This is a genomic window from Pseudoalteromonas sp. UCD-33C (assembly GCF_001306895.1).
Lineage (GTDB): Bacteria > Pseudomonadota > Gammaproteobacteria > Enterobacterales > Alteromonadaceae > Pseudoalteromonas.
Genome location: NZ_LJTB01000006.1, coordinates 65977 through 85470, shown reverse-complemented (window position 1 = coordinate 85470; position 19494 = coordinate 65977). Strand labels below are relative to the sequence as shown.

The 19494-nt window shown below is 41.9% G+C and carries 20 protein-coding genes; 16 read left to right on the top strand and 4 right to left on the bottom strand.

The features are described from left to right. Positions 1-3 precede the first annotated feature (3 nt). The 10 genes from cyoE (at position 4) to AOG26_RS12945 (ending at position 9817) form a co-directional block, all read left to right on the top strand. Positions 4-912: a heme o synthase gene (gene cyoE, locus AOG26_RS12990; RefSeq protein WP_054562873.1), complete on the top strand. Its 909-nt coding sequence runs from the start codon at positions 4-6 to the stop codon at positions 910-912. Beyond that, positions 909-1526, top strand: coding sequence for an SCO family protein (locus tag AOG26_RS12985; protein WP_054562872.1), 618 nt, complete (start codon positions 909-911; stop codon positions 1524-1526). Before cyoE ends, AOG26_RS12985 begins: the two co-directional genes overlap by 4 nt. A 169-nt stretch (positions 1527-1695) precedes the next feature. Further along, complete coding sequence (locus AOG26_RS12980; protein ID WP_054562871.1) at positions 1696-1968, top strand: STAS domain-containing protein; 273 nt, start codon at positions 1696-1698, stop codon at positions 1966-1968. Between the two features lie 9 nt (positions 1969-1977). Beyond that, a complete protein-coding gene (locus AOG26_RS12975; protein WP_054562870.1) occupies positions 1978-2340 on the top strand; it encodes a response regulator in 363 nt (120 codons plus the stop codon). A gap of 15 nt (positions 2341-2355) precedes the next feature. Then, positions 2356-4437 (top strand): chemotaxis protein CheA, encoded by a 2082-nt coding sequence (locus AOG26_RS12970; RefSeq protein WP_054562869.1) that lies wholly within the window; start codon positions 2356-2358, stop codon positions 4435-4437. Continuing rightward, positions 4434-4919 carry a chemotaxis protein CheW gene (locus tag AOG26_RS12965; protein ID WP_054562868.1) on the top strand — a complete coding sequence of 162 codons (486 nt, stop codon included), beginning with the start codon at positions 4434-4436 and terminating at the stop codon, positions 4917-4919. The genes AOG26_RS12970 and AOG26_RS12965 overlap by 4 nt, the downstream gene beginning before the upstream one ends. Positions 4920-4948: 29 nt before the next feature. Further along, positions 4949-7276, top strand: a complete 2328-nt coding sequence (locus AOG26_RS12960; protein WP_054562867.1) for a methyl-accepting chemotaxis protein — start codon at positions 4949-4951, stop codon at positions 7274-7276. Positions 7277-7341: 65 nt separating this feature from the next. Next, complete coding sequence (locus tag AOG26_RS12955; protein ID WP_054562866.1) at positions 7342-8160, top strand: CheR family methyltransferase; 819 nt, start codon at positions 7342-7344, stop codon at positions 8158-8160. Continuing rightward, on the top strand, positions 8157-8774 hold the full coding sequence (cheD, locus tag AOG26_RS12950; protein ID WP_054562865.1) for a chemoreceptor glutamine deamidase CheD: 618 nt from the start codon (positions 8157-8159) through the stop codon (positions 8772-8774). Before AOG26_RS12955 ends, cheD begins: the two co-directional genes overlap by 4 nt. Before the next feature lie 8 nt (positions 8775-8782). Next, positions 8783-9817 carry a protein-glutamate methylesterase/protein-glutamine glutaminase gene (locus AOG26_RS12945; protein WP_054562864.1) on the top strand — a complete coding sequence of 345 codons (1035 nt, stop codon included), beginning with the start codon at positions 8783-8785 and terminating at the stop codon, positions 9815-9817. Here AOG26_RS12945 and AOG26_RS12940 read toward each other — a convergent pair. Then, the gene (locus AOG26_RS12940; protein ID WP_054562863.1) at positions 9804-10835 is read right to left on the bottom strand and encodes a polysaccharide deacetylase family protein; all 1032 of its coding nucleotides are present in this window, start codon (positions 10833-10835) and stop codon (positions 9804-9806) included. The two genes, AOG26_RS12945 and AOG26_RS12940, sit on opposite strands and share 14 nt — an antisense overlap. Here AOG26_RS12940 and dinF point away from each other — a divergent pair. After that, the gene (gene dinF, locus AOG26_RS12935; RefSeq protein WP_082401656.1) at positions 10812-12146 is read left to right on the top strand and encodes an MATE family efflux transporter DinF; all 1335 of its coding nucleotides are present in this window, start codon (positions 10812-10814) and stop codon (positions 12144-12146) included. The genes AOG26_RS12940 and dinF overlap by 24 nt on opposite strands. 1 nt (position 12147) lies before the next feature. Here dinF and AOG26_RS12930 read toward each other — a convergent pair whose 3' ends face one another. Beyond that, entirely contained in the window at positions 12148-12417 is a 270-nt protein-coding gene (locus tag AOG26_RS12930) for a hypothetical protein (protein ID WP_054562862.1), read from the bottom strand. Between the two features lie 14 nt (positions 12418-12431). Further along, positions 12432-13007, bottom strand: coding sequence for a Fe-S biogenesis protein NfuA (gene nfuA / locus AOG26_RS12925; RefSeq protein ID WP_054554437.1), 576 nt, complete (start codon positions 13005-13007; stop codon positions 12432-12434). A 144-nt stretch (positions 13008-13151) separates the two neighbouring features. On the opposite strand from nfuA, the gene AOG26_RS12920 reads away from it, so the two are divergent. Continuing rightward, positions 13152-15704, top strand: a complete 2553-nt coding sequence (locus AOG26_RS12920; protein WP_054562861.1) for a M14 metallopeptidase family protein — start codon at positions 13152-13154, stop codon at positions 15702-15704. A 6-nt stretch (positions 15705-15710) separates the two neighbouring features. On the opposite strand, the gene AOG26_RS12915 is transcribed toward AOG26_RS12920, so the two are convergent. Next, positions 15711-16427 (bottom strand): ComF family protein, encoded by a 717-nt coding sequence (locus tag AOG26_RS12915; RefSeq protein WP_054562860.1) that lies wholly within the window; start codon positions 16425-16427, stop codon positions 15711-15713. Positions 16428-16485: 58 nt separating this feature from the next. On the opposite strand from AOG26_RS12915, the gene bioH reads away from it, so the two are divergent. The 4 genes from bioH to AOG26_RS12895 all read left to right on the top strand — a co-directional run bounded on the left by bioH (position 16486) and on the right by AOG26_RS12895 (position 19445). Further along, positions 16486-17223, top strand: a complete 738-nt coding sequence (gene bioH / locus AOG26_RS12910; RefSeq protein ID WP_054563034.1) for a pimeloyl-ACP methyl ester esterase BioH — start codon at positions 16486-16488, stop codon at positions 17221-17223. A 101-nt stretch (positions 17224-17324) separates the two neighbouring features. Then, positions 17325-17633: a hypothetical protein gene (locus tag AOG26_RS12905; protein ID WP_054554434.1), complete on the top strand. Its 309-nt coding sequence runs from the start codon at positions 17325-17327 to the stop codon at positions 17631-17633. Positions 17634-17638: 5 nt separating this feature from the next. Then, positions 17639-18505, top strand: coding sequence for a putative metalloprotease CJM1_0395 family protein (locus AOG26_RS12900; protein ID WP_054562859.1), 867 nt, complete (start codon positions 17639-17641; stop codon positions 18503-18505). A 208-nt stretch (positions 18506-18713) separates the two neighbouring features. Then, positions 18714-19445, top strand: a complete 732-nt coding sequence (locus AOG26_RS12895; RefSeq protein WP_054562858.1) for an outer membrane beta-barrel protein — start codon at positions 18714-18716, stop codon at positions 19443-19445. Positions 19446-19494: the final 49 nt, after the last annotated feature.

The window sequence follows — 19494 nt, the reverse complement described above, 5'->3', positions numbered from 1 at the left end:
GTGATGGCATTATTACTAAGCTCAGAAAAATCATTATTTATTCAAAGCTCAGAGTTACTTAAAGATTACTTAGCTATCAGTAAATTTAAAGTAGTTGCCATGCTTGTACTAACTGCTTGGGTTGGTTTGGCATTGGCTCCCGATGTTGGGCGAGGGGTATTTGTGCAGCTTGCAAGTTTGCTAGGTATTGGCTTGCTGTCGGCTGCTGCTGCCGTGATCAATCATGTTGTTGATAGTGAAATCGACAGCAAAATGGCACGTACACGTCATCGTCCTGTGGCAAAAGGTCGGCTCAGTAAACAACATGCTTTGAGCTTTGCTGCAACTATAGGAATACTAGGTTTTGTTATGCTTATGGTATGGGCGAATACGCTCACCGCCATTCTTACTTTGTTTGCGCTTGTCGGCTATGCCTTTATTTACACCTCATTTTTAAAGCGTGCCACACCGCAAAATATTGTTATTGGTGGTTTGGCAGGTGCTATGCCGCCGTTGCTGGGGTGGGTATCTGAAACAGGCCATATGGCTGCAGCTCCTTGGCTGTTAGTGATGATTATATTTACTTGGACTCCCCCGCATTTTTGGGCCTTGGCGATTGCACGTAAAAGTGATTACGAGCGGGCAAAAATTCCTATGTTGCCTGTTACTCACGGTATCGAATTTTGTAAAACTTGCGTTGTTGGCTACAGCATTTTGCTTGCTTTGGTATGTGTGCTGCCTTATTTAATTGGCATGTCAGGGCTAATTTACTTATTAGGTGCAAGCGTTTTAAACGCGATATTCATTTATAAAGCGTTAAAACTAAAAATTGCCCCAAAAGATGATACAGCAATGGACTTATTTCGTTTTTCAATCGTGCATTTAATGCTACTCTTTATCGCCTTATTCATTGATAAATGGTTAGTTTTATGACGCGAATCGTCGCTTTTTTATGTTTCAGTGCGGTATTGTTTGTAACCGGTTGTGGTAAAAACAACAGCGCACCTGAAGTCGAAGCACTGGTTTATGAGCAAGCAAAGCCGATTAGTCCGTTTTTATTAACCGATCAACATGGTGCGCCCGCTGATAACAGTCAGTTTATGGGGCATTGGAATTTGGTCTTTTTAGGCTATACCAGTTGCCCTGATATATGTCCAATGACACTGGCGAAGTTAACTGCAGTGCAAAAGCAGCTAAGCCAAGGTTACAAAGTGCAGGTATGGTTTGTTGCCGTAGATCCAAAACGTGATACAACCGAAAAGCGCAAAGCCTACATTGATTACTTCAATCCCGATTTTCTTGCTGTGTCAGGTCCGCACAAGCAACTTTTTCCATTTGTTAGAGAGCTTGGCTTAATTTACGCAATTAACGATAGTGATGAGCAAGAGTATGCCGTTGATCATAGCGCGTCGGTAGTGATGGTTGATGGCGATGGCTCGGTACGTGCGATTTTTAAGCCTGAATTTAAACAAGGCAGCGCGCCATTAATAAACGCCACAACTTTGACTGAAGAGTTCAAAAAAATAGCAGATTATTACGCAAAGTAAACTTTCTTGGTTAAGGGAGTCATTTTCCGCAAAAGAAAAGCTTCCTTTTTTGATATAAATGTCTAAGCTACTAAAAAATTTTACTATTTTTTGATTCAAATTATGGCATTTTTATTTAGTCAGTCTAAGCTTTTGTTATGAATTGTTTAAAGCAGGGAAGGTATAAGTAATGTTAAAGCTCCCTACAGAATTAGCTATTAGTCAGGTCGAAACACTCCATCAAGATTTGCTCCAAGAGTTGTCAGCAAATGATGATATCTGTTTGGATATCAGTGAAGTGACCCGTGCTGACACAGCATCAATTCAGCTTTTATGTGCATTACAGAAGCATTTGCTTTCGGTGCAACACAAAATTATTTGGGTTGGCGAGAGTAAGCCGTTGCAACAGGCAATTAATAGTTTGGGCTTAAGCCATTATCTTGTGCTTGAGAATGCCAATTAAGAGGTTTTTATGAAAAGAATTTTAGCAGTAGACGATTCTGCATCTATGCGCCAAATGGTTGGTTTTACGCTTAAAAAAGCTGGCTTTGATGTGACAGAAGCGAAAGACGGCAGCGAAGCTTTAAATATCGCAAAACAACAAGGCTTTGATGCTGTTATTTCTGATGTGAATATGCCGGTAATGGATGGTATTACCCTTATTCGTGAATTACGTAGCTTACCTAATTATAAGTTCACACCTTTACTGATGCTGACCACAGAGTCGGGTCTTGATAAAAAGTCTGAAGGTAAAGCTGCTGGTGCAACTGGTTGGATTGTTAAGCCATTTAATCCTGAGCAATTGTTAGCGGTATTGAAAAAAGTGATTCGCTAATAATAGGAGCGGGGCATGAGTATAGATCTAAGCCAATTTTTTGAAGTATTCTTCGAAGAAAGCTTCGAAGGACTCGACGCTATGGAGGCTGAGTTATTAAACTTAGTGCCTGGCGAAGAAGACTTAGAGACCATAAATACAATTTTTCGCGCTGCGCATTCAATAAAAGGAGGCAGCGGTACCTTTGGTTTTAGTGCTGTTGCAGACTTTACTCATGTTCTCGAAACTCTGTTAGATCAAATTCGTGAAGGTTCACGAGATCTTACTGCTGAGCATGTTAATTTACTTTTAAAATCAGTTGACTGTTTACGGGCTTTACTCAGAACTTTACAAGCTGAGCAGCAGCCAGATCTAACTGAAGCTGATGAATTGCGTATTAAATTTGAAGAAATTCTTGGTATGCGTGCTGCAAGTAAAGCACCAGAGCCAACGCAAGAAGCTGTTAGCGAAAGCAGCTTTAACACCTATCAAATCGATTTCAAACCACACCATCATTTATTTAAAACCGGTAATGAACCACTGTACATGATCAGTGAGTTGGCTGAGCTAGGTGAGCTTGAAACACAAGCCTTTCAAGATGATGTGCCTGATATTACTAACCTTGCCCCTGAAGATTGCTTCTTGTCGTGGCGCTTTTTCTTAACTACAGACAAAGAACAAAGCTGCATCGAAGAAATTTTCGAATGGGTTGAAGATGACGCTGATATCACCATCACGCTATGCGGTGGTTTGTTTGGTGATGAAGAGATAACAGCAACTGAGACTGTTACTGAAGATGTAGCACCAGCGCAAGAGGCTGAGCCTGCAGCAGTTAAACCAGCTACTGATTCTAAAAAGCCAGCGCCAGTTAAAGCAACCACAGCCAATGCAGAATCAACCTCAATCAGGGTTGGTATCGACAAAGTTGATTCACTGATCAACATGGTGGGTGAGTTAGTTATTACCCAAGCGATGTTAAGCCAGTTGGGTGAACAAGAAATTACTGAAGCAACTATAGCCTCATTACAAGAAGGCTTGGCACAACTGGCGCATAATACTCGTGACTTACAAGAAAATGTCATGCGTATTCGCATGTTACCAATAAGTTTTGTGTTTAGTCGCTTTCCTCGCTTAGTACGCGATATCTCGCAAAAGCTTGATAAACAAGTCGAGCTAAAGCTACTTGGTGAACAAACCGAACTAGATAAAACCGTGATGGAGAAGCTTTCTGATCCAATGGTGCATCTAGTGAGAAATTCCTTAGATCATGGTTTAGAAACCGTTGATAAACGTGTTGCAGCGGGTAAAGACCCTGTTGGTACTGTAACGCTCAATGCGTTTCATCAAGGTGGCAATATCGTTATCGAAATTATGGACGATGGTCAGGGCCTGAATACCACTAAAATTCGTGAAAAGGCGATTAAAAATGGCCTAATTTCAGAAACTGATGAGTTGTCTGATAACGAAATCAACGAGCTTATTTTCTTACCAGGATTTTCTACTGCTGACCAAGTCAGCGACTTATCGGGTCGTGGCGTTGGTATGGATGTAGTAAGGCGCAATATTGAAGCGCTCAGCGGCTCTGTTGAAGTGGCTTCTGCACCGGGAGTGGGTTCGACATTTACAATTCGCCTACCGCTAACGCTGGCTATTTTAGATGGGCAGTTAGTCCGGATTGCTGAACATACTTATATTATCCCACTGATTTCGATTATTGAGTCATTGCAAATCGATATTAGTAAAGTGAGTCGGGTAGGCAAAGACTTAGATGTGCTGCGCTTACGTGACGAATATATTCCAATCTTAAGGCTTTATAACATTTTCAATCATAAAGGGGCGATTGAAACGCTTGATAAAACCTTGTTGGTTGTCGTTGAGAGTGACAACCAAAAAGTAGGTTTATTGGTTGATGACTTATTGTCGCAACAGCAAGTGGTGATCAAAAGCTTAGAGGCCAATTATCAAAAAGTTGATGGTGTCTCAGGGGCGACAATTCTAGGGGATGGTCGTGTTTCTTTGATTGTTGATATTAGTGGTTTGATTAAATTATCTGGGCTTAGAAAGCCTGGGAGCCAAGAATTGATTATTGAATCAAAAGCGAATTTGGAGGCGTCATGATTGCACAGCACGACGACCTGCATAACAAGCTAAACCTTGAACAAGATCAAGATGTAAAACAGTTTTTAACCTTCTTCATGGCTGAAGAAGAGTATGGTGTTGATATTTTAACGGTGCAAGAAATTCGCAGTTGGGAAGAAATTACGGTGATCCCTAATTCACCGGATTTCGTCAAAGGGGTTATCAACCTGCGTGGCACCATTGTGCCGATTATTGATTTAAGGCTTCGTTTTGGTATTTCAGCCATCGAATACGGGCCGTTAACCGTTGTAATTGTTCTAAAAGTACAGCTTGAAAATACATGTAAAATTATGGGCATCGCCGTTGATGCCGTCTCGGATGTCTATAGCATTGCTGAGCATGAAGCGAAGGCAGTGCCACATTTGTCTGACTCAGACAACGCGCAATTTGTTGCGGGTTTAGTCAATGTGGGTGAGAAAATGGTCGCATTACTTGACCTACAAAAAACAATGGACATTTAACTGGGTAGATTAACAAGAAGGTGAAGGGTATGGGATGGTTTAGCAGTCCTAAAAATGTTGAGTCGGAAAATGATTTAGTTATTGCGGCACTTAAAAAGTCGCAAGCGATGATTGAGTTTCAACCATCGGGGCAGATCATTACTGCCAATGCTAATTTCTTAAACACCATGGGTTACCGACTCGAAGAGATCCAAGGGCAACACCACTCTATGTTTGTTGCTGAACAAGAGTCGCAAAGCCCTGAGTATCAACAGTTTTGGCAACGATTACGCAGCGGTGAATTCTTTGTTGATGAATTTAAGCGTGTCGGTAAAAATGGCAAACAAGTGTGGATCCAAGGCACCTATAACCCAATTATTGATAGCAATGGCAATGTCACCAAAGTTATTAAATTTGCCAGCGATATAACTGCGCAAAAAGAGCTTGAACGTCAGTCAAAACGTGATGCCGATTTATCAAATGCGCTGCGCGTTTGCCAAGCTAATGTGATGATTGCTGACAACGATTTAAAAATTATCTTTGTTAATGAGCAAGTAAAGCAAATGCTGCAAGCTCGCGAATCAACGTTACAAACAGTGCTACCGAGCTTCTCTGTGGCTAACCTAATTGGAACTTGCGTTGATGATTTTCATAAACAACCATCACACCAACGTGAGTTGCTAAAAACCCTATCTGAACCATACAAAACCACATTACGTTTAGCGGGGCTTATTTTTAGCTTGATTGCGACTCCTTGGGTGAGCGCATCTGGTAAGCGTTTAGGGACTATTGTTGAGTGGCAAGATATTACTGATAGCGTAAATAAAGCGGAAGCGGAAAAGCGTGCAGCAGAAGAAAATCTTCGTGTTCGACGCGCGTTAGACCGTGTGGCAACTAACACCATGATTGCTGATTCTGGTAACAACATCATTTACATGAACGAAGCCGTTCTGAACATGATGAAAATTGCTGAAAGTGATTTACGTAAAGACTTACCTAATTTCAATAGTAATAATCTAGTGGGTCAAAATATCGATGTATTCCACAAGAATCCAGCACATCAACGCAATATGCTTGCTAAGTTAAGTGATACTTACAGCACGGAAATTCAAGTTGGCGGCCGTACTTTTGGTTTGGTCGCAAACCCTATTTTTACCCCAGAGAACGAACGTATTGGTACGGTTGTTGAGTGGGAAGACAGAACTGCTGAAGTCGCGATTGAAAAAGAAATTGCGGGTCTGGTTGCTGCCGCGGGGAGTGGTGACTTAGAAGCCCGTGTAGAAGAAGCGGGTAAACAAGGTTTCTTCTTACGCCTAGCACAGGGCTTAAATAGCCTAGTTAGTATTGTTGATGATGCAGTAAAAGACACAGGCAATATGCTGGATGCTATGGCAAACGGTGATTTATCAAAACGTATTGAACAAGACTATCAAGGTTCATTCGATAAGTTAAAACGTGATGCAAATGCCACGGCTGATAAGCTTACTGAAGTGATTAATCGCATTAATACCTCAGCAACCTTGGTTGCTAGTGGTGCAGAAGAAATCTCGCAAGGTAATGCTGATTTAAGTCAACGTACTGAAGAGCAGGCTTCATCACTTGAAGAAACAGCATCAAGCATGGAAGAGATGACCAGTACGGTTCGCCAAAATGCTGATAATGCAAAAGAAGTGAATGAACTTGCTGAAGAAACACGTACAAAAGCACAAAAAGGTGGTGAAGTTGTAAATCGTGCTGTAATCAGTATGTCAGCAATTAATGAATCAAGTAAAAAGATTGCAGACATCATCAGTGTCATTGATGAAATTGCTTTCCAAACAAATCTACTTGCGCTTAATGCCGCTGTCGAAGCAGCACGAGCAGGTGAGCAAGGCCGTGGTTTCGCGGTTGTTGCTGGTGAGGTTCGTAACTTAGCGCAACGTTCAGCTGCTGCTGCAAAAGAAATCAAAGAATTGATCCGAGACAGTGTTGGAAAAGTTGAAGATGGTACATTACTAGTTAATGAATCGGGTTCAACATTACAAGAAATTGTTACGGCGGTGCAAAGAGTTACAGCAATGATTTCTGATATTGCCCAAGCTTCTGAAGAGCAAAGCTCTGGTATTGAGCAGGTCAATAAAGCCATTGCCCAAATGGATGAAATGACCCAGCAAAATGCAGCATTAGTTGAAGAAGCCTCTGCCGCGGGTGAATCAATGGCAGAGCAAGCGAATGATATGCGCCGCTTGTTAAACTTCTTCTCGTTATCGAATAACGAGATGGATATTACAAGCCGTGCAAGTTCAGCGCCTGCAGCTAAACAGCCAAGCTCACCAGTGCGTTCGGCACCTAAAGGTAATAACTTTGTTGACCCTAGTGATGAGTGGGAAGAGTTTTAAAACTCTTCCCAATTAAATTCTAACTAGTTAATTGCATCTAATGTTACAGCTGCAGGGTCAAGCACATGAAAGAGTTTTTACTAACGGATAGTGACTTTAAAGCTATTTCGTCACAAGTGTACGATGCTTGCGGCATTGTTTTAGCTGAGCATAAGCGCGAGATGGTTTACTCGCGCTTAGCAAGGCGTATTCGCCAACATAAGCTTAAGAACTTTAAAGAATATTTAGACTTTCTTGAAGAGAATAAAGAACAAGAGTTTAGTGAGTTTATTAATGCTATAACTACTAATCTGACTTCTTTCTTTCGTGAGCCACATCACTTTAGTTATCTAAAAAATACCATAGTCCCCAAACTGCTGATTAGTAATGCTAAACAAAAGCGTGTAAGGGTGTGGTCTGCTGGCTGCTCGACCGGCGAAGAGCCTTATACCATTGCTATGACCTTAAGCAGTCTATTTCCATCTGATTGGGATGTGAAAATCCTAGCTACTGACTTAGACTCAAATGTGCTCGCTAAAGCACAGGCTGGCACCTATACCGCTGCCAATGTGAATGGTTTAGACAAAAGCCAACTTAAGCGCTGGTTTCTAAAAAGCCATGACGGTCAGTTATATAAAGTAAAACCCGAACTACAAAAGAATATTTTCTTTAAACGTCTAAACTTATTACAGAGCTGGCCTATGAAAGGGCCGTTTGATGTTATTTTTTGTCGCAATGTAGTTATCTACTTCGATAAGCCGACGAAAGATACTCTATTTAAACGTTATTACGATTTGTTGACCAATTCAGGTCATTTATTCTTGGGGCATTCCGAAACACTGGGTAAGGACCACAAAGAGTTTAAGAATTTAGGCCAAACTATCTATCAAAAAGGTGGTCTATGAGTAGTCATTTTAAACCTGTATTGTCTGGTTTTGAGCACGTTAAACGGTTTTGGGATGGCAAGCGCCATAAAGTGGTTGCTAAAGTATTACCAGGCGAATTTTATGTGTCTAAGTCTGATGAATTGATCACAACTGTGTTAGGGTCGTGTATTGCTGCATGTATCTACGATGAAGGCTTAGGTATTGGTGGTATGAATCATTTTATGCTGCCGGCGGAAAAAGGCGTTGATCCGAGTAACGCACACAGTCTTAATTGCCGTTATGGTAACTGGGCAATGGAATACTTGATCAATGAAATCCTAAAAAATGGTGCTTCTAGACGCAACCTCAAAGTAAAGCTGTTTGGCGGCGGGAAAATAATCCGCTCAATGACAGATATTGGTGTTGGCAACATTCGTTTTGCAAATGCCTATGTACTTGAGGAAGGTTTAGATTTAGTATCCCATGATGTTGGCGGGCCTTGGCCACGTAAGGTGATGTTTGATCCACAAACAGGCAAGGCGCAGGTTAAGAAAATGCGTGAATTGCATTCTGATAAGCTTGAAAAACGTGAAATTAAATACTTACACGATATTGAGCAGCAAGATGCAGAAACGGATATTGAATTATTTTAGGAGAGCAAATGATCAAAGTACTCATAGTTGATGATTCTGCTTTGATCCGTGGTTTACTCAAGGAAGTGCTCGAGCAAGCGCAAGACATTCAGGTCGTTGGCGCGGCAGAAGACCCTTATCAAGCCCGAGATTTAATTAAGCGCCTTAATCCCGATGTCTTAACGCTTGATATCGAAATGCCGAAAATGGATGGGTTAAGTTTTTTAAAAAACTTGATGCGCCTTCGTCCTATGCCAGTTGTGATGATTTCTACACTGACTCAAAAAGGCTCACCAATCACACTTGAAGCCCTCGAAATTGGTGCTGTTGACTTTATTGCTAAGCCAACAATCAATGTCACTGAAAATCTGCAGCGTTATGCCCATTTATTACATCAAAAAGTGCGTACTGCAGCTGGCGCTAGAGTGCGAGCTTTTAAAGAAACAAAAGTTGAAGACGACAGCTCTTTAACAGCATTGCAATTTAAGGCAAACAGCGTGCTTGCAATTGGCGCTTCAACAGGCGGCACAGAAGCAATTAAAGAAGTGCTCGTGCGTATGCCAGAAAGCTGCCCACCGATTGTTATTACACAGCATATCCCTCCAGTATTTAGTACCTCGTTTGCAATGCGCATGGATAGAACGTGTAAAATCAACGTTAAAGAAGCTGAGCATGGCGATAAGCTACAACCAGGCTGGGCGTATATTGCACCGGGCGATCAGCATTTGAGTGTAGTAAAAAAAGCAGGCGGCTTGTTTTGTCAGCTAGATTCAAGTGAGCTGGTTAATCGCCATCGTCCAGCGGTTGATGTGCTATTTAACTCCTTAGTCGTGGCTTGCCCTAAAGCGACGGTAGCTGCGTTATTGACCGGTATGGGCAGCGATGGCGCAAAAGGCATGCTTGCATTAAATCAAGCTGGGGCTTACACCATAGCACAGGATGAATTGTCGTCAGTGGTATGGGGCATGCCTAAAGCCGCAGTAGAGCTTAATGCGGCTAATGAAGTGGTTCGCCTTGATAAGGTTGCAGCGCAAATGCTAAAACAAGCTGCTAAGGTACAATAACCCAAGGTTGAGAGAACCAGTAGTAACTGCCTTTTTTCGCGATAGAAGGGGCTGTGCAGTTAAAGCGAGAGCGGCCTTTTTTCAGTTTTTCAGGTGAGGTGATCTTCACCGTATCTTTACTAAGCCAAGTTAAGTCTGCTTGGCCAATACCAGAGACATAACACGCAAACTGACTTTTATGAAAGTCCTGCATATCAAATTGAATGCTTATACTTGGTGGGTTTTCGTTTGTAACGCTATCTGAATAGCTGAGCTGTTTGATTGCGAATGCTTGAGAGTCGAGTTTAGTGGCAAGCGTATCAAGCTTTGAATAAAAGCCCGATGCCGGAAAGCGTGGTAATCGGGTAAAGTCAGAATGGATGCCTACACCACCCGAATGTTGACCTATACCAACAAAGCCTAGCGATTTTACTAATTGTTGCAATGAATTATTAAATTCACCATAAGGGTAAGCAAGGTATTTAAAATCGTGGCCAATTTCTTCTTTAATGCGTTGCTGGGCAGATAAAATATCTTTTTTAGTACGTGCAAGCCATGCTTCTTCACTCTCGCCATTCTGTTTGCGATGCAAGTAATTATGAACTTGTGTGTGGTTACTGATTAAGGCGCCTTTATTAGATAGCTCCTTTAACTGCTGCCATGTCATTACATAGCTTTTGCCTTCATCAATTAGTTTGGGATTTACGAAAATAGTATACGGATAGCCAAACTTCTCTAAGATAGGCGCTGCTTCTTCATAGTTATTTTTGTAGCCATCGTCGAAGGTAATCGCGACAGTTTTATCTGTTAGCGGTTGGCCTGTTTGTAACGAGGTGATGAGTTCATCTAGTGGAATAACGTTGAAGTTATTATCTTTTAAATATTGCATATGCTCAGTGAATGTTTCGCTACTGACACTGGTTACCGCAGGAAGGCTTTCACTGACGTGGTGATACTGTAGAATGACTGCGCCATGGGCACGCAAAGATAAACCTAACAGGACTGCAAATACTAAATGAAACATTTTCTTAAACGTCATAAGGCACACCATAAAAGTTTACTGTTATTAGCCGGTCCGATGATTTTATCAAATATTACCGTGCCAATGTTAGGTTTAGTTGATACAGCTGTAATCGGCCACTTAGGAAGCGCTCACTATTTAGCTGGTATAGCGCTTGGCTCAGCAGTTATCTCGTTATTATTTTGGCTAGCAGGCTTTTTGCGCATGAGCACCACAGGATTAGTTGCACAGGCCTATGGTAAAAGCGATCACACCTTACTTGCTGAGCTATTAAAGCGCAGCTTGTTACTAGCAACAGCAGTTGCGCTGTTATTAATAGCGCTGAGTATACCTATTCAATCCTTAATGGCATATTTATCAAATGCTAATGAAGCTGTTTTAGAACAAGCAAATAGCTATTTTTCGATTCGTATTTTTAGTGCACCCGCTGCTTTGTGTAATTTGGTTTTACTTGGCTGGATGCTAGGTGTTCATTATGGCCGCGGGCCATTCTATTTATTACTTATCACCAATATAACCAATATTGTGCTTGATATTTATTTTGTGGTGTTTCTTGATTGGGGTGTGGCTGGAGCTGCGTGGGCATCTTTAATCGCTGATTATATCGCCCTTGCTTTTGCACTGATGTTAGTTGTACAGCTCGCTAAAAAGCAAGGTGTTAACCTTGCCGTGAAAGCCTGGTTAAGTGTTGCTAAGTTACTTGATTTAGTAAGCTTAAATCGCGATATTTTTATTCGCTCATTAGCACTCCAGCTATGTTTTAGCTTTATGACTTTTTATGGCGCACGTATCGGCGAAACAACCTTAGCGGCTAATGCCGTGTTGCTAAACTTTTTAATGTTGGTGAGCTTTGCGCTTGATGGTATTGCTTATGCAAGTGAGGCAAAGGTCGGTAAAGCGAAAGGTGAGCACAGCGCTAAGCAGATTAAGTTATGGGTTAATTTGAGCTTGTTTTGGGGTGGGTTATTTGCACTGTTTTATAGCCTTATATTTTTATTATTTGGCGAGGCAATTATTCGCTTACTTACCGATGTGCCCGAAGTTATCAGCCTTGCAACGGTTTATCTTCCTTGGGTGATTATATTGCCTATCGCGGCGATGGGCTGCTTTTTATTTGATGGCGTATTTGTCGGTTTAACCCGTGCTAAAGACATGCGTAATACTATGCTATTTAGTGCTCTAGTGGGCTTTTTTGGACTGTTTTGGGTAGTGAGTAGCTGGCAAAATCATGGTTTATGGTTTGCGATGACCAGCTTTATGCTAATGCGGGGGTTAACGTTGTGGTTTCGCTACCGTAAAATTATCAATAATCAGCAATTATTAGATTAAATTACTTCCACAAATCAGGGTCGTGATTTTTGGGAGACGAGCGCTCTAAAACTTGCGCAAAACGGTTGGCAAAAATACCTAAGTAGCCCCAACCAGCAAAGAATAAAGCCACTGCTAGTATGGCTAGGCCAATTAATTGAAACAGTGCGGGTCCATAGTAACCTATGGCAATAAAAATCACGGCTAGCACAAACAGTGCTAGGCCGCGAAGAAAGCGTTTTAAGCTTAACTTGGGGTCGCTGCCTAAGCGAAATACCCATTTTTTAAGCATGCTTAATATACCGGTTAGTAGTAAGAGTGCTCACCAGATTGGTGATCAGTAATGTCTCTTACACCGTTGATTTCGTCAAACTTGGCGATCATTTCTTTCTCGATGCCTTCTTTTAGTGTGACATCAATCATTGAACAACCGTTACAGCCACCGCCAAATTGCAGTACCGCGATACCGTCAGCAGTAATTTCCACTAGGCTAACTTGGCCGCCGTGGTTAGCGAGCTGTGGATTCACTTCAGTTTCAAGCATGTGTTGAACACGTTCTTGCAGTGATGCATCGTCGCTAAGTTTACGTGCTTTTGCATTTGGCGCTTTAAGCGTTAACTGAGTACCCATTTTGTCAGTTACAAAATCGATTTCAGCTTCTTCTAAGAAAGGGGCGCTTTCTGCATCAACAACGGCATCAAAACCATTGAATGGTAGACGAATATCAGTCGCTTCAACGGCGTCTTCTGGGCAGTAAGAAACACCACACTCAGCCTGCGAAGTACCTGGGTTTACTACAAACACACGAATGTTTGTTTGTTCAGCTTGGTCTGCTAAAAGTTTAGCAAAATGAGATTGTGCAGATTCAGAAATAGAGATCATAAAACGGACTATACTTGACTAAATTACTCGGATACTGTGTATCATACTCCGCTCATCGTGTTGTCGCCAGTGTTGAGCGTAAAAAGTTGCATCTATTTTATCGAATGGTAGCGTTAAAACATCAAATAATTACGGGTGCTATCTATGCGTTTCATAATAACAATATTAACCATGCTAGTGAGCGTTAGCGCATTAGCAAAACCTCTTTCTTATTACTTTGAACAAGATGTGAAATTTGACCCAAGTATTCCGACTCCTGAGCAGGTGTTAGGCTACGAGGTGGGTGAGTGGCATGTACGTCACGATCAACTTGTGCAATATATGCAAGTTCTTGCTGAAAAAAGTGACCGAATGAGTTTTAAAGTAATCGGTCGCACTCATGAGCAGCGTCCACTGGTGATGCTAACAATTACAGCGTCCGACAAACTTGGCCAAGTTGAGCAAATCCGCAAGGCGCATTTGGCTCGCCTAAATGGTGGGGCAAGTGACTCAAGCAAGCAGCCAGCGGTTGTTTGGATGGGTTACAGTGTTCACGGTAATGAATCATCAGGCAGCAACGCATCGCTTCTCGTTGCGTATTACCTTGCAGCCGCACAGGGGCCAGAAATCGATGCCTTACTTAACAACACGGTTATTTTACTCGACCCATCATTAAATCCTGATGGCTTAGCGCGTTTTGCAAATTGGGCAAACAGCAACCGTGGCATGAAGTTATCATCAGATCCACAAACTCGCGAGCATATCGAAAGTTGGCCAAGTAGCCGTACTAACCATTACTTGTTTGATTTAAACCGTGACTGGTTGTTACTGCAACACCCTGAATCACGTGCACGTATTGCACAGTTTCACCAATGGAAGCCGAATATCCTAACTGACTTCCATGAGATGGGCCCAAACAGCACTTACTTTTTCCAACCAGGGATCCCAACTCGTAAGCACCCAATCACGCCAGAAGAAAATGTCACGCTGACTAAAGCCATTGCAAACTATCATGCAAAGACACTTGATGAGCACAATGCACTTTACTTCACTGAAGAAAGCTTTGATGACTTTTACTATGGGAAAGGCTCAACTTACCCAGACGTAAATGGCGGTGTAGGCATCTTATTTGAACAAGCGAGCTCGCGTGGTCACTTACAAGAAACTATTAACGGCCCGTTAAGCTTCCCGTTTACGATTAAAAATCAGTTATTAACTAGCTTATCGACGTTCCAAGCGGCGATTGATAACCGTACAGACTTACTTGACTATCAAGCAAAATTTTACAACAAAGCAGTTGATCTTGCTGGTGATGAAGACTTTAAAGGGTATGTAGTTAAAGGCGGCGCTGATCAAAGTCGCATGCAATACTTCCTTGATTTACTTAGACAACATCAAATCAATGCGTACATGTTAGAAGAGCCGTTAAAAGTAAACGGTCAAAGCTTTTCTGAGCAGAGTTATTATGTACCATTAGCACAGCCACAATTTCGTTTAATTAAAGCGATTTTCAGTGAGCAACAGCGTTTTGTTGATAATACGTTTTATGATGTGTCTGGCTGGACACTTGCTCATGCCTTTAATTTAGAATTTGCAAAGGTAAGCAGCAACTGGGGCTTAAATGTGGCAAAAATGCCTTGGCAGCAAAGTGTTAAGTCAAGCTTTGCAGCATTACCGCAAAGCTATGCCTATGCATTTAAATGGGATGATTACCTAGCGCCAAAAATGCTTAATAGCTTGCTTGAACAAGGTGTGAAAGCACGCGTGGCATTAAGCCCACTTACAGCAAAAACGCCATCAGGTGAAATAGCTTTTGAACCAGGTAGTATTCTTGTTCCTGCTGGTCTGCAAACTGATAGCAACTGGGTTAGTTATTTAAACCAAGCACAGAATGAGTTTGGCATTGAAATTACGCCAATTAGTTCGGGCTTAACGGTTAAAGGTGCTGATTTAGGTTCTCGTGCAATGGCGGTTGTGAAAGCGCCTAAAGTATTACTCGTGGGTGGTCAAGGAACTAGCCAGTATGAGCTTGGTGAAGTGTGGTATTACTTAGATCGTTTTGTTGGCACCGCGCCAAGCATTATCGAAATGGAGCGCTTAGGTAACATCGACCTTGAGAACTACAGCCATATTATTTTAGCGCACGGAAATTTCAATCGCCTTGATGATGCGACTAAAGTGGCTATTAAGTCGTGGGTTCGTAAAGGCGGTGTTATTTGGGGTCACAAAGGTGGTGCTAAGTTCTTAGCTGATCAGCAGCTACTAAAAGCAAACTACTTATCTCGTCGCGATGTAGCCAGTGCCTTTGATACAACAGGACTTACTTATGCTGATAAAGATGACTTAGCTGGTCGTCAGCGTATTGCCGGTGCAATTTTTAATACCTCTGTGGATTTATCTCATCCACTTACGTATTCGCTGAACCGTAATACATTACCAGTATTTAAGAATAGCACTTGGCTACTTGAGAAATCAGACTCACCTTTTGTTAATGTGCTTACTTACACAGATAAGCCGCTTTTAGCTGGCTTTACTGATGACGTAAATGTAGAGCAAGTAGCGGGCGCGGCAGGCCTCATTGCGCATTCATATGGTAAAGGCAGTGTGATAGGCATGACAGATAACCCAGTATTCCGTGGTTACTGGTACGGCACGAGTCGATTACTAAGCAATGCCTTATTTTTTGGTAATGCCTTTCATGCCTCTGGTGATAAATAATCACACTTAATCATAATGCAGGTTGCCTAACCCTGTTAGGCAAGTGAGCATAGCCCATACCTGCTTTGCCCCTGCATTTTTTATGGCTTCTGTCGCAGCATTTATGGTTGCGCCAGAGGTCATCACATCATCAATAATTGCCACGGTTTTTCCTGTTAAATCTTGCTGACAAACAAACGCATTTTGTAGATTTTTAACTCTTTTCGCTTTACTTAACTGTGATTGCGCTTTGGTTGCTTTTTGCTTGTAAAGAGCTGGGCTAACAGTACATTGTTGGTTTTTCAAAACAGGCAGCCAAGTTTGGCTTACCTGATTAAAGCCGCGTGCCAAAAAGCGCTGATTATGCAGAGGCAGCACAATAAAAAGATCGGGCCAATTTGTATTAACTTGACGAGCTAATTGCAGCTGTTTCTCTACTACTTGTTGTAGTGCCACACGAAAATATTGCTGGTCATTAAATTTCAATTGCTTGAGCCAAAGCTTAAAAGGTGCTTGATACCAAGCACAGGCAATTAAATGATCAAAATTACTATCAGGAAATGCATCACATATATCTGGTCGATGTAACAAATTTGGATGGCGTGTAAGGTCAAATAAATTAAGGTCATCTAAACAATACTGACACAAAGCTTGATCAGCCTGTATGTGATTTTGGCAGCTAATGCAAAAGTTGGGGAATAGTGCGTCTAGCCCTAGTTTTAAGACATGAGGTAAGTGAGACATTGCATTCATTCCTTTAAACGCTATTATGAGCGCTAAGTGTGGTTGGGAAATACAAAATATGCAAAATGAGATGGTGCTATTACATGGCTGGGGAATGAACCAAGGGGTTTGGCAAGTGATCAAACCTGAGCTTGAGTTTTTTCATGATGGTGAAGTCCGTTGCCTCGACTTACCTGGCTTTGGTAACGCGCAGTCAATCCCTACACCTTACACTTTGCACGCTGCAGCTGAGCAACTAAGTACACAGCTAAATGATCAGTCTATTCTTGTTGGCTGGTCGTTGGGCGGACTTTTTGCCATGTATATTGCAGCACATTGGCCTGACAAAGTCGCAAAGGTTGTATTGGTTGCCTCAACGCCTTTTTTTGCGCAAACCGACGAATGGCCGGGTATTAAACCTGACGTATTGAACGCATTTAAAGATCAGCTAGTTAGTCACAGAGAAAAAACGATAGAACGGTTTTTGGCGATACAAGCAATGGGCAGTGAATCAGCTCGAGATGACATTAAGCAACTTAAAGCACTTTTAAACCAATACCCTGCGCCTCAAGAGCAAGCTTTAAGTGCGGGCTTAGACATTTTACAGCAGGATGATTTACGGGAACTATTCGCTAACCTTAGCGTACCTGTGCGTGGTATTTTCGGTCGCTTAGATTCATTAGTACCTTATCGCGCGATTGAAAAAATGCATGCCTTACACCCTCAGTTTGAATATGAAGTTTTAGATAAGGCCTCACACGCGCCTTTTATTTCACATAAAGCGTCATTTATATCAGCACTGAAATCAATGTGTTAAGCAAAACTCGCTGAGAGGCCAGAAAAATAGCGGGATTTAGCTTTATTTTGCTCGTTTTATGAGCGATACTTAACGGGTAGATCTCACTGTTGGAGGGTGTTATGCCAATCAGTTCTGTTTTTAATAATGCGGTAGAAGGTTATAACCGTGCAAGCCAAGGTATCGAAAAGGCGAGCGCTGAGATTAGCCGTGCCTCAATTGATCAGCAAGATGATGCCCAATTAGCTCAACAACGCCAATTACAAGCGGCAACTCCAAATGAAGCTGTAACTCCGCCAGTTTCACAACCTGCCCCAATCGATGAGTCGCTTGTTAATTTAAAAGTTGAAGAGTTTAATGCAAAAGCCAATATCAACACGATTCAGACTGCTGATGAAGTGCTCGGTACATTAATAGATATTAAAGTTTAGTACTTATGAATATCGTCACTCCGTTTCCTTCGATTAATATCAACACAGCGAATGTGCACACCGAAAGTGCTCGCCGTGATAATCAGTTACGTGAAGTGATCCCGCCTCCTGCTGCTACCAAGCCGAGTAACGCAGAAAATAAAACCCTGAATGATGGCGACAAAACCAAGCAGCCAGGTTCTGAAGCTGGTACGTATGATGCTAAAGGTCGTCTAGCTGAAGATAAGGTGATTGAAGAACGTCAGCAAGGTGGTGAGCAGGGTGAGCCTGAACAATCAGAGCAAGAACAGCAAGAAGCTAAACAAGAGCAGCAAAAAGAGCAAAAGGTTGCAGAGCAAGAGCAACAAGACACTGAGCAAATTAAAGAGCTAAAAGCCCGCGATACCGAAGTGCGTATTCATGAACAAGCGCATGCAGCGGTAGGAGGGCAATATGCTGGCTCACCAAGCTATGAGTATCAACGCGGCCCAGATGGTACAAACTATGCCGTGGGCGGCGAGGTGCAAATTGATGTTGCTGAAATTAAAGGTGACCCAAAAGCTACAATTGAAAAAATGCAGACGGTGCGTGCAGCTGCGCTTGCACCTCAAGAGCCTTCAAGTGCTGATCGCTCAATTGCTGCCGATGCCACACAAAAGCTTATGGCAGCGCAAGCTGAGCTTGCCAGTCAATCAGTTGATGACGATGCTGACTCAGGCAAATCGACCTTCAAAATAAACAGTGAGTATGCCGAAGATAGCGCTACTCAAACCAGCGAAACTAAAACAGCCAAGCGTGATGTAGAAGTAGACGAGCGTGCCGCACGTATTGCTAATTTTTATCAAGCGGCTACCTCGCCCACGAACCAAAACCAGTTCTCTGCCTTTATTTAACTAATATCAATTAACAGTATCAGTTAATCACTTTGCGGTTAAAACTTGTCGCTAACGAAGTTTAAATACTACATAACTACTCACTTAATTTATTAATGACCCTAACAGTTTCTTACATTTAGACTACAAAAACGAATATTGTTTCCATTGCGGGTCCTTGCTCGCTTTGGTAGATTGTCCACGATTTATAATTAGGATGATTTAACAAATGAAATACACTCTTCTTGCTTGCGCATTATCACTTGCTTCTACCGCTGTCATGGCAGAAAACACCTCACTTCTAAGCTATGACTTTGTTGAAGCCGGATATAAAAAGACAGAAATTGATGACTTCGATGAGCTATCTCCTAAAGGTTATGGCTTTAATTTCAGTAAGCAGTTTGCTGAGAATTGGTATGTTACAGGTCATTATTCAATTTTAAATGATGATGTGACTGCAACGAATGAATTCAATGGCTCAGGTGTTTACGATAGCAATGATAATTATTTAGGTGATACTGTCATAGCTTATACTTTCGATTATGATGTTGACATGACCCGATACGAAATTGGTTTAGGTTATATTTATTCGCTATCCGATCGCACTAAAGTTGATTTTTCAGCAAAGATTGGCCAGTTAAAGATAGAAACTGACCTTAATTTTAAAGAAGTTGTCTCATACCAAGATCAAGTTTTTAATAGCTTTTCAGAGAATCACTCAAATTCAGAAACCGCAGATATTTTGTCTGCTAACGCGCAAATCAGACATCTATTAACTGATTCATTTGAGATCAACGCTGGCGTTGGCTACGAGCGTTTGCACGACGAAGAGAGCGAAAATAATGCTGTATTTCATGTGGGGGCAAACTATGCCTTTACACCAGCTTGGCTGATAAGCGCAAGCTATCGTGATGCAAATGATTACTCAGACCTTGCACTTTCGGTTCGTTATAACTTCTAATTTTTTAGCAGCTAGGGATGCCTTTCCCTAGCTGTTTTCACTACTCACT

What these genes read in the sequence shown, in the direction of transcription:
- cyoE (WP_054562873.1), top strand. Translation starts at nt 4, where the DNA reads ATGGCATTATTACTAAGCTCAGAAAAATCATTATTTATTCAAAGCTCA.
- AOG26_RS12985 (WP_054562872.1), top strand. Translation starts at nt 909, where the DNA reads ATGACGCGAATCGTCGCTTTTTTATGTTTCAGTGCGGTATTGTTTGTA.
- AOG26_RS12980 (WP_054562871.1), top strand. Translation starts at nt 1,696, where the DNA reads ATGTTAAAGCTCCCTACAGAATTAGCTATTAGTCAGGTCGAAACACTC.
- AOG26_RS12975 (WP_054562870.1), top strand. Translation starts at nt 1,978, where the DNA reads ATGAAAAGAATTTTAGCAGTAGACGATTCTGCATCTATGCGCCAAATG.
- AOG26_RS12970 (WP_054562869.1), top strand. Translation starts at nt 2,356, where the DNA reads ATGAGTATAGATCTAAGCCAATTTTTTGAAGTATTCTTCGAAGAAAGC.
- AOG26_RS12965 (WP_054562868.1), top strand. Translation starts at nt 4,434, where the DNA reads ATGATTGCACAGCACGACGACCTGCATAACAAGCTAAACCTTGAACAA.
- AOG26_RS12960 (WP_054562867.1), top strand. Translation starts at nt 4,949, where the DNA reads ATGGGATGGTTTAGCAGTCCTAAAAATGTTGAGTCGGAAAATGATTTA.
- AOG26_RS12955 (WP_054562866.1), top strand. Translation starts at nt 7,342, where the DNA reads ATGAAAGAGTTTTTACTAACGGATAGTGACTTTAAAGCTATTTCGTCA.
- cheD (WP_054562865.1), top strand. Translation starts at nt 8,157, where the DNA reads ATGAGTAGTCATTTTAAACCTGTATTGTCTGGTTTTGAGCACGTTAAA.
- AOG26_RS12945 (WP_054562864.1), top strand. Translation starts at nt 8,783, where the DNA reads ATGATCAAAGTACTCATAGTTGATGATTCTGCTTTGATCCGTGGTTTA.
- dinF (WP_082401656.1), top strand. Translation starts at nt 10,812, where the DNA reads ATGAAACATTTTCTTAAACGTCATAAGGCACACCATAAAAGTTTACTG.
- AOG26_RS12940 (WP_054562863.1), bottom strand. Translation starts at nt 10,835, where the DNA reads ATGACGTTTAAGAAAATGTTTCATTTAGTATTTGCAGTCCTGTTAGGT.
- AOG26_RS12930 (WP_054562862.1), bottom strand. Translation starts at nt 12,417, where the DNA reads ATGCTTAAAAAATGGGTATTTCGCTTAGGCAGCGACCCCAAGTTAAGC.
- nfuA (WP_054554437.1), bottom strand. Translation starts at nt 13,007, where the DNA reads ATGATCTCTATTTCTGAATCTGCACAATCTCATTTTGCTAAACTTTTA.
- AOG26_RS12920 (WP_054562861.1), top strand. Translation starts at nt 13,152, where the DNA reads ATGCGTTTCATAATAACAATATTAACCATGCTAGTGAGCGTTAGCGCA.
- AOG26_RS12915 (WP_054562860.1), bottom strand. Translation starts at nt 16,427, where the DNA reads ATGTCTCACTTACCTCATGTCTTAAAACTAGGGCTAGACGCACTATTC.
- bioH (WP_054563034.1), top strand. Translation starts at nt 16,486, where the DNA reads ATGCAAAATGAGATGGTGCTATTACATGGCTGGGGAATGAACCAAGGG.
- AOG26_RS12905 (WP_054554434.1), top strand. Translation starts at nt 17,325, where the DNA reads ATGCCAATCAGTTCTGTTTTTAATAATGCGGTAGAAGGTTATAACCGT.
- AOG26_RS12900 (WP_054562859.1), top strand. Translation starts at nt 17,639, where the DNA reads ATGAATATCGTCACTCCGTTTCCTTCGATTAATATCAACACAGCGAAT.
- AOG26_RS12895 (WP_054562858.1), top strand. Translation starts at nt 18,714, where the DNA reads ATGAAATACACTCTTCTTGCTTGCGCATTATCACTTGCTTCTACCGCT.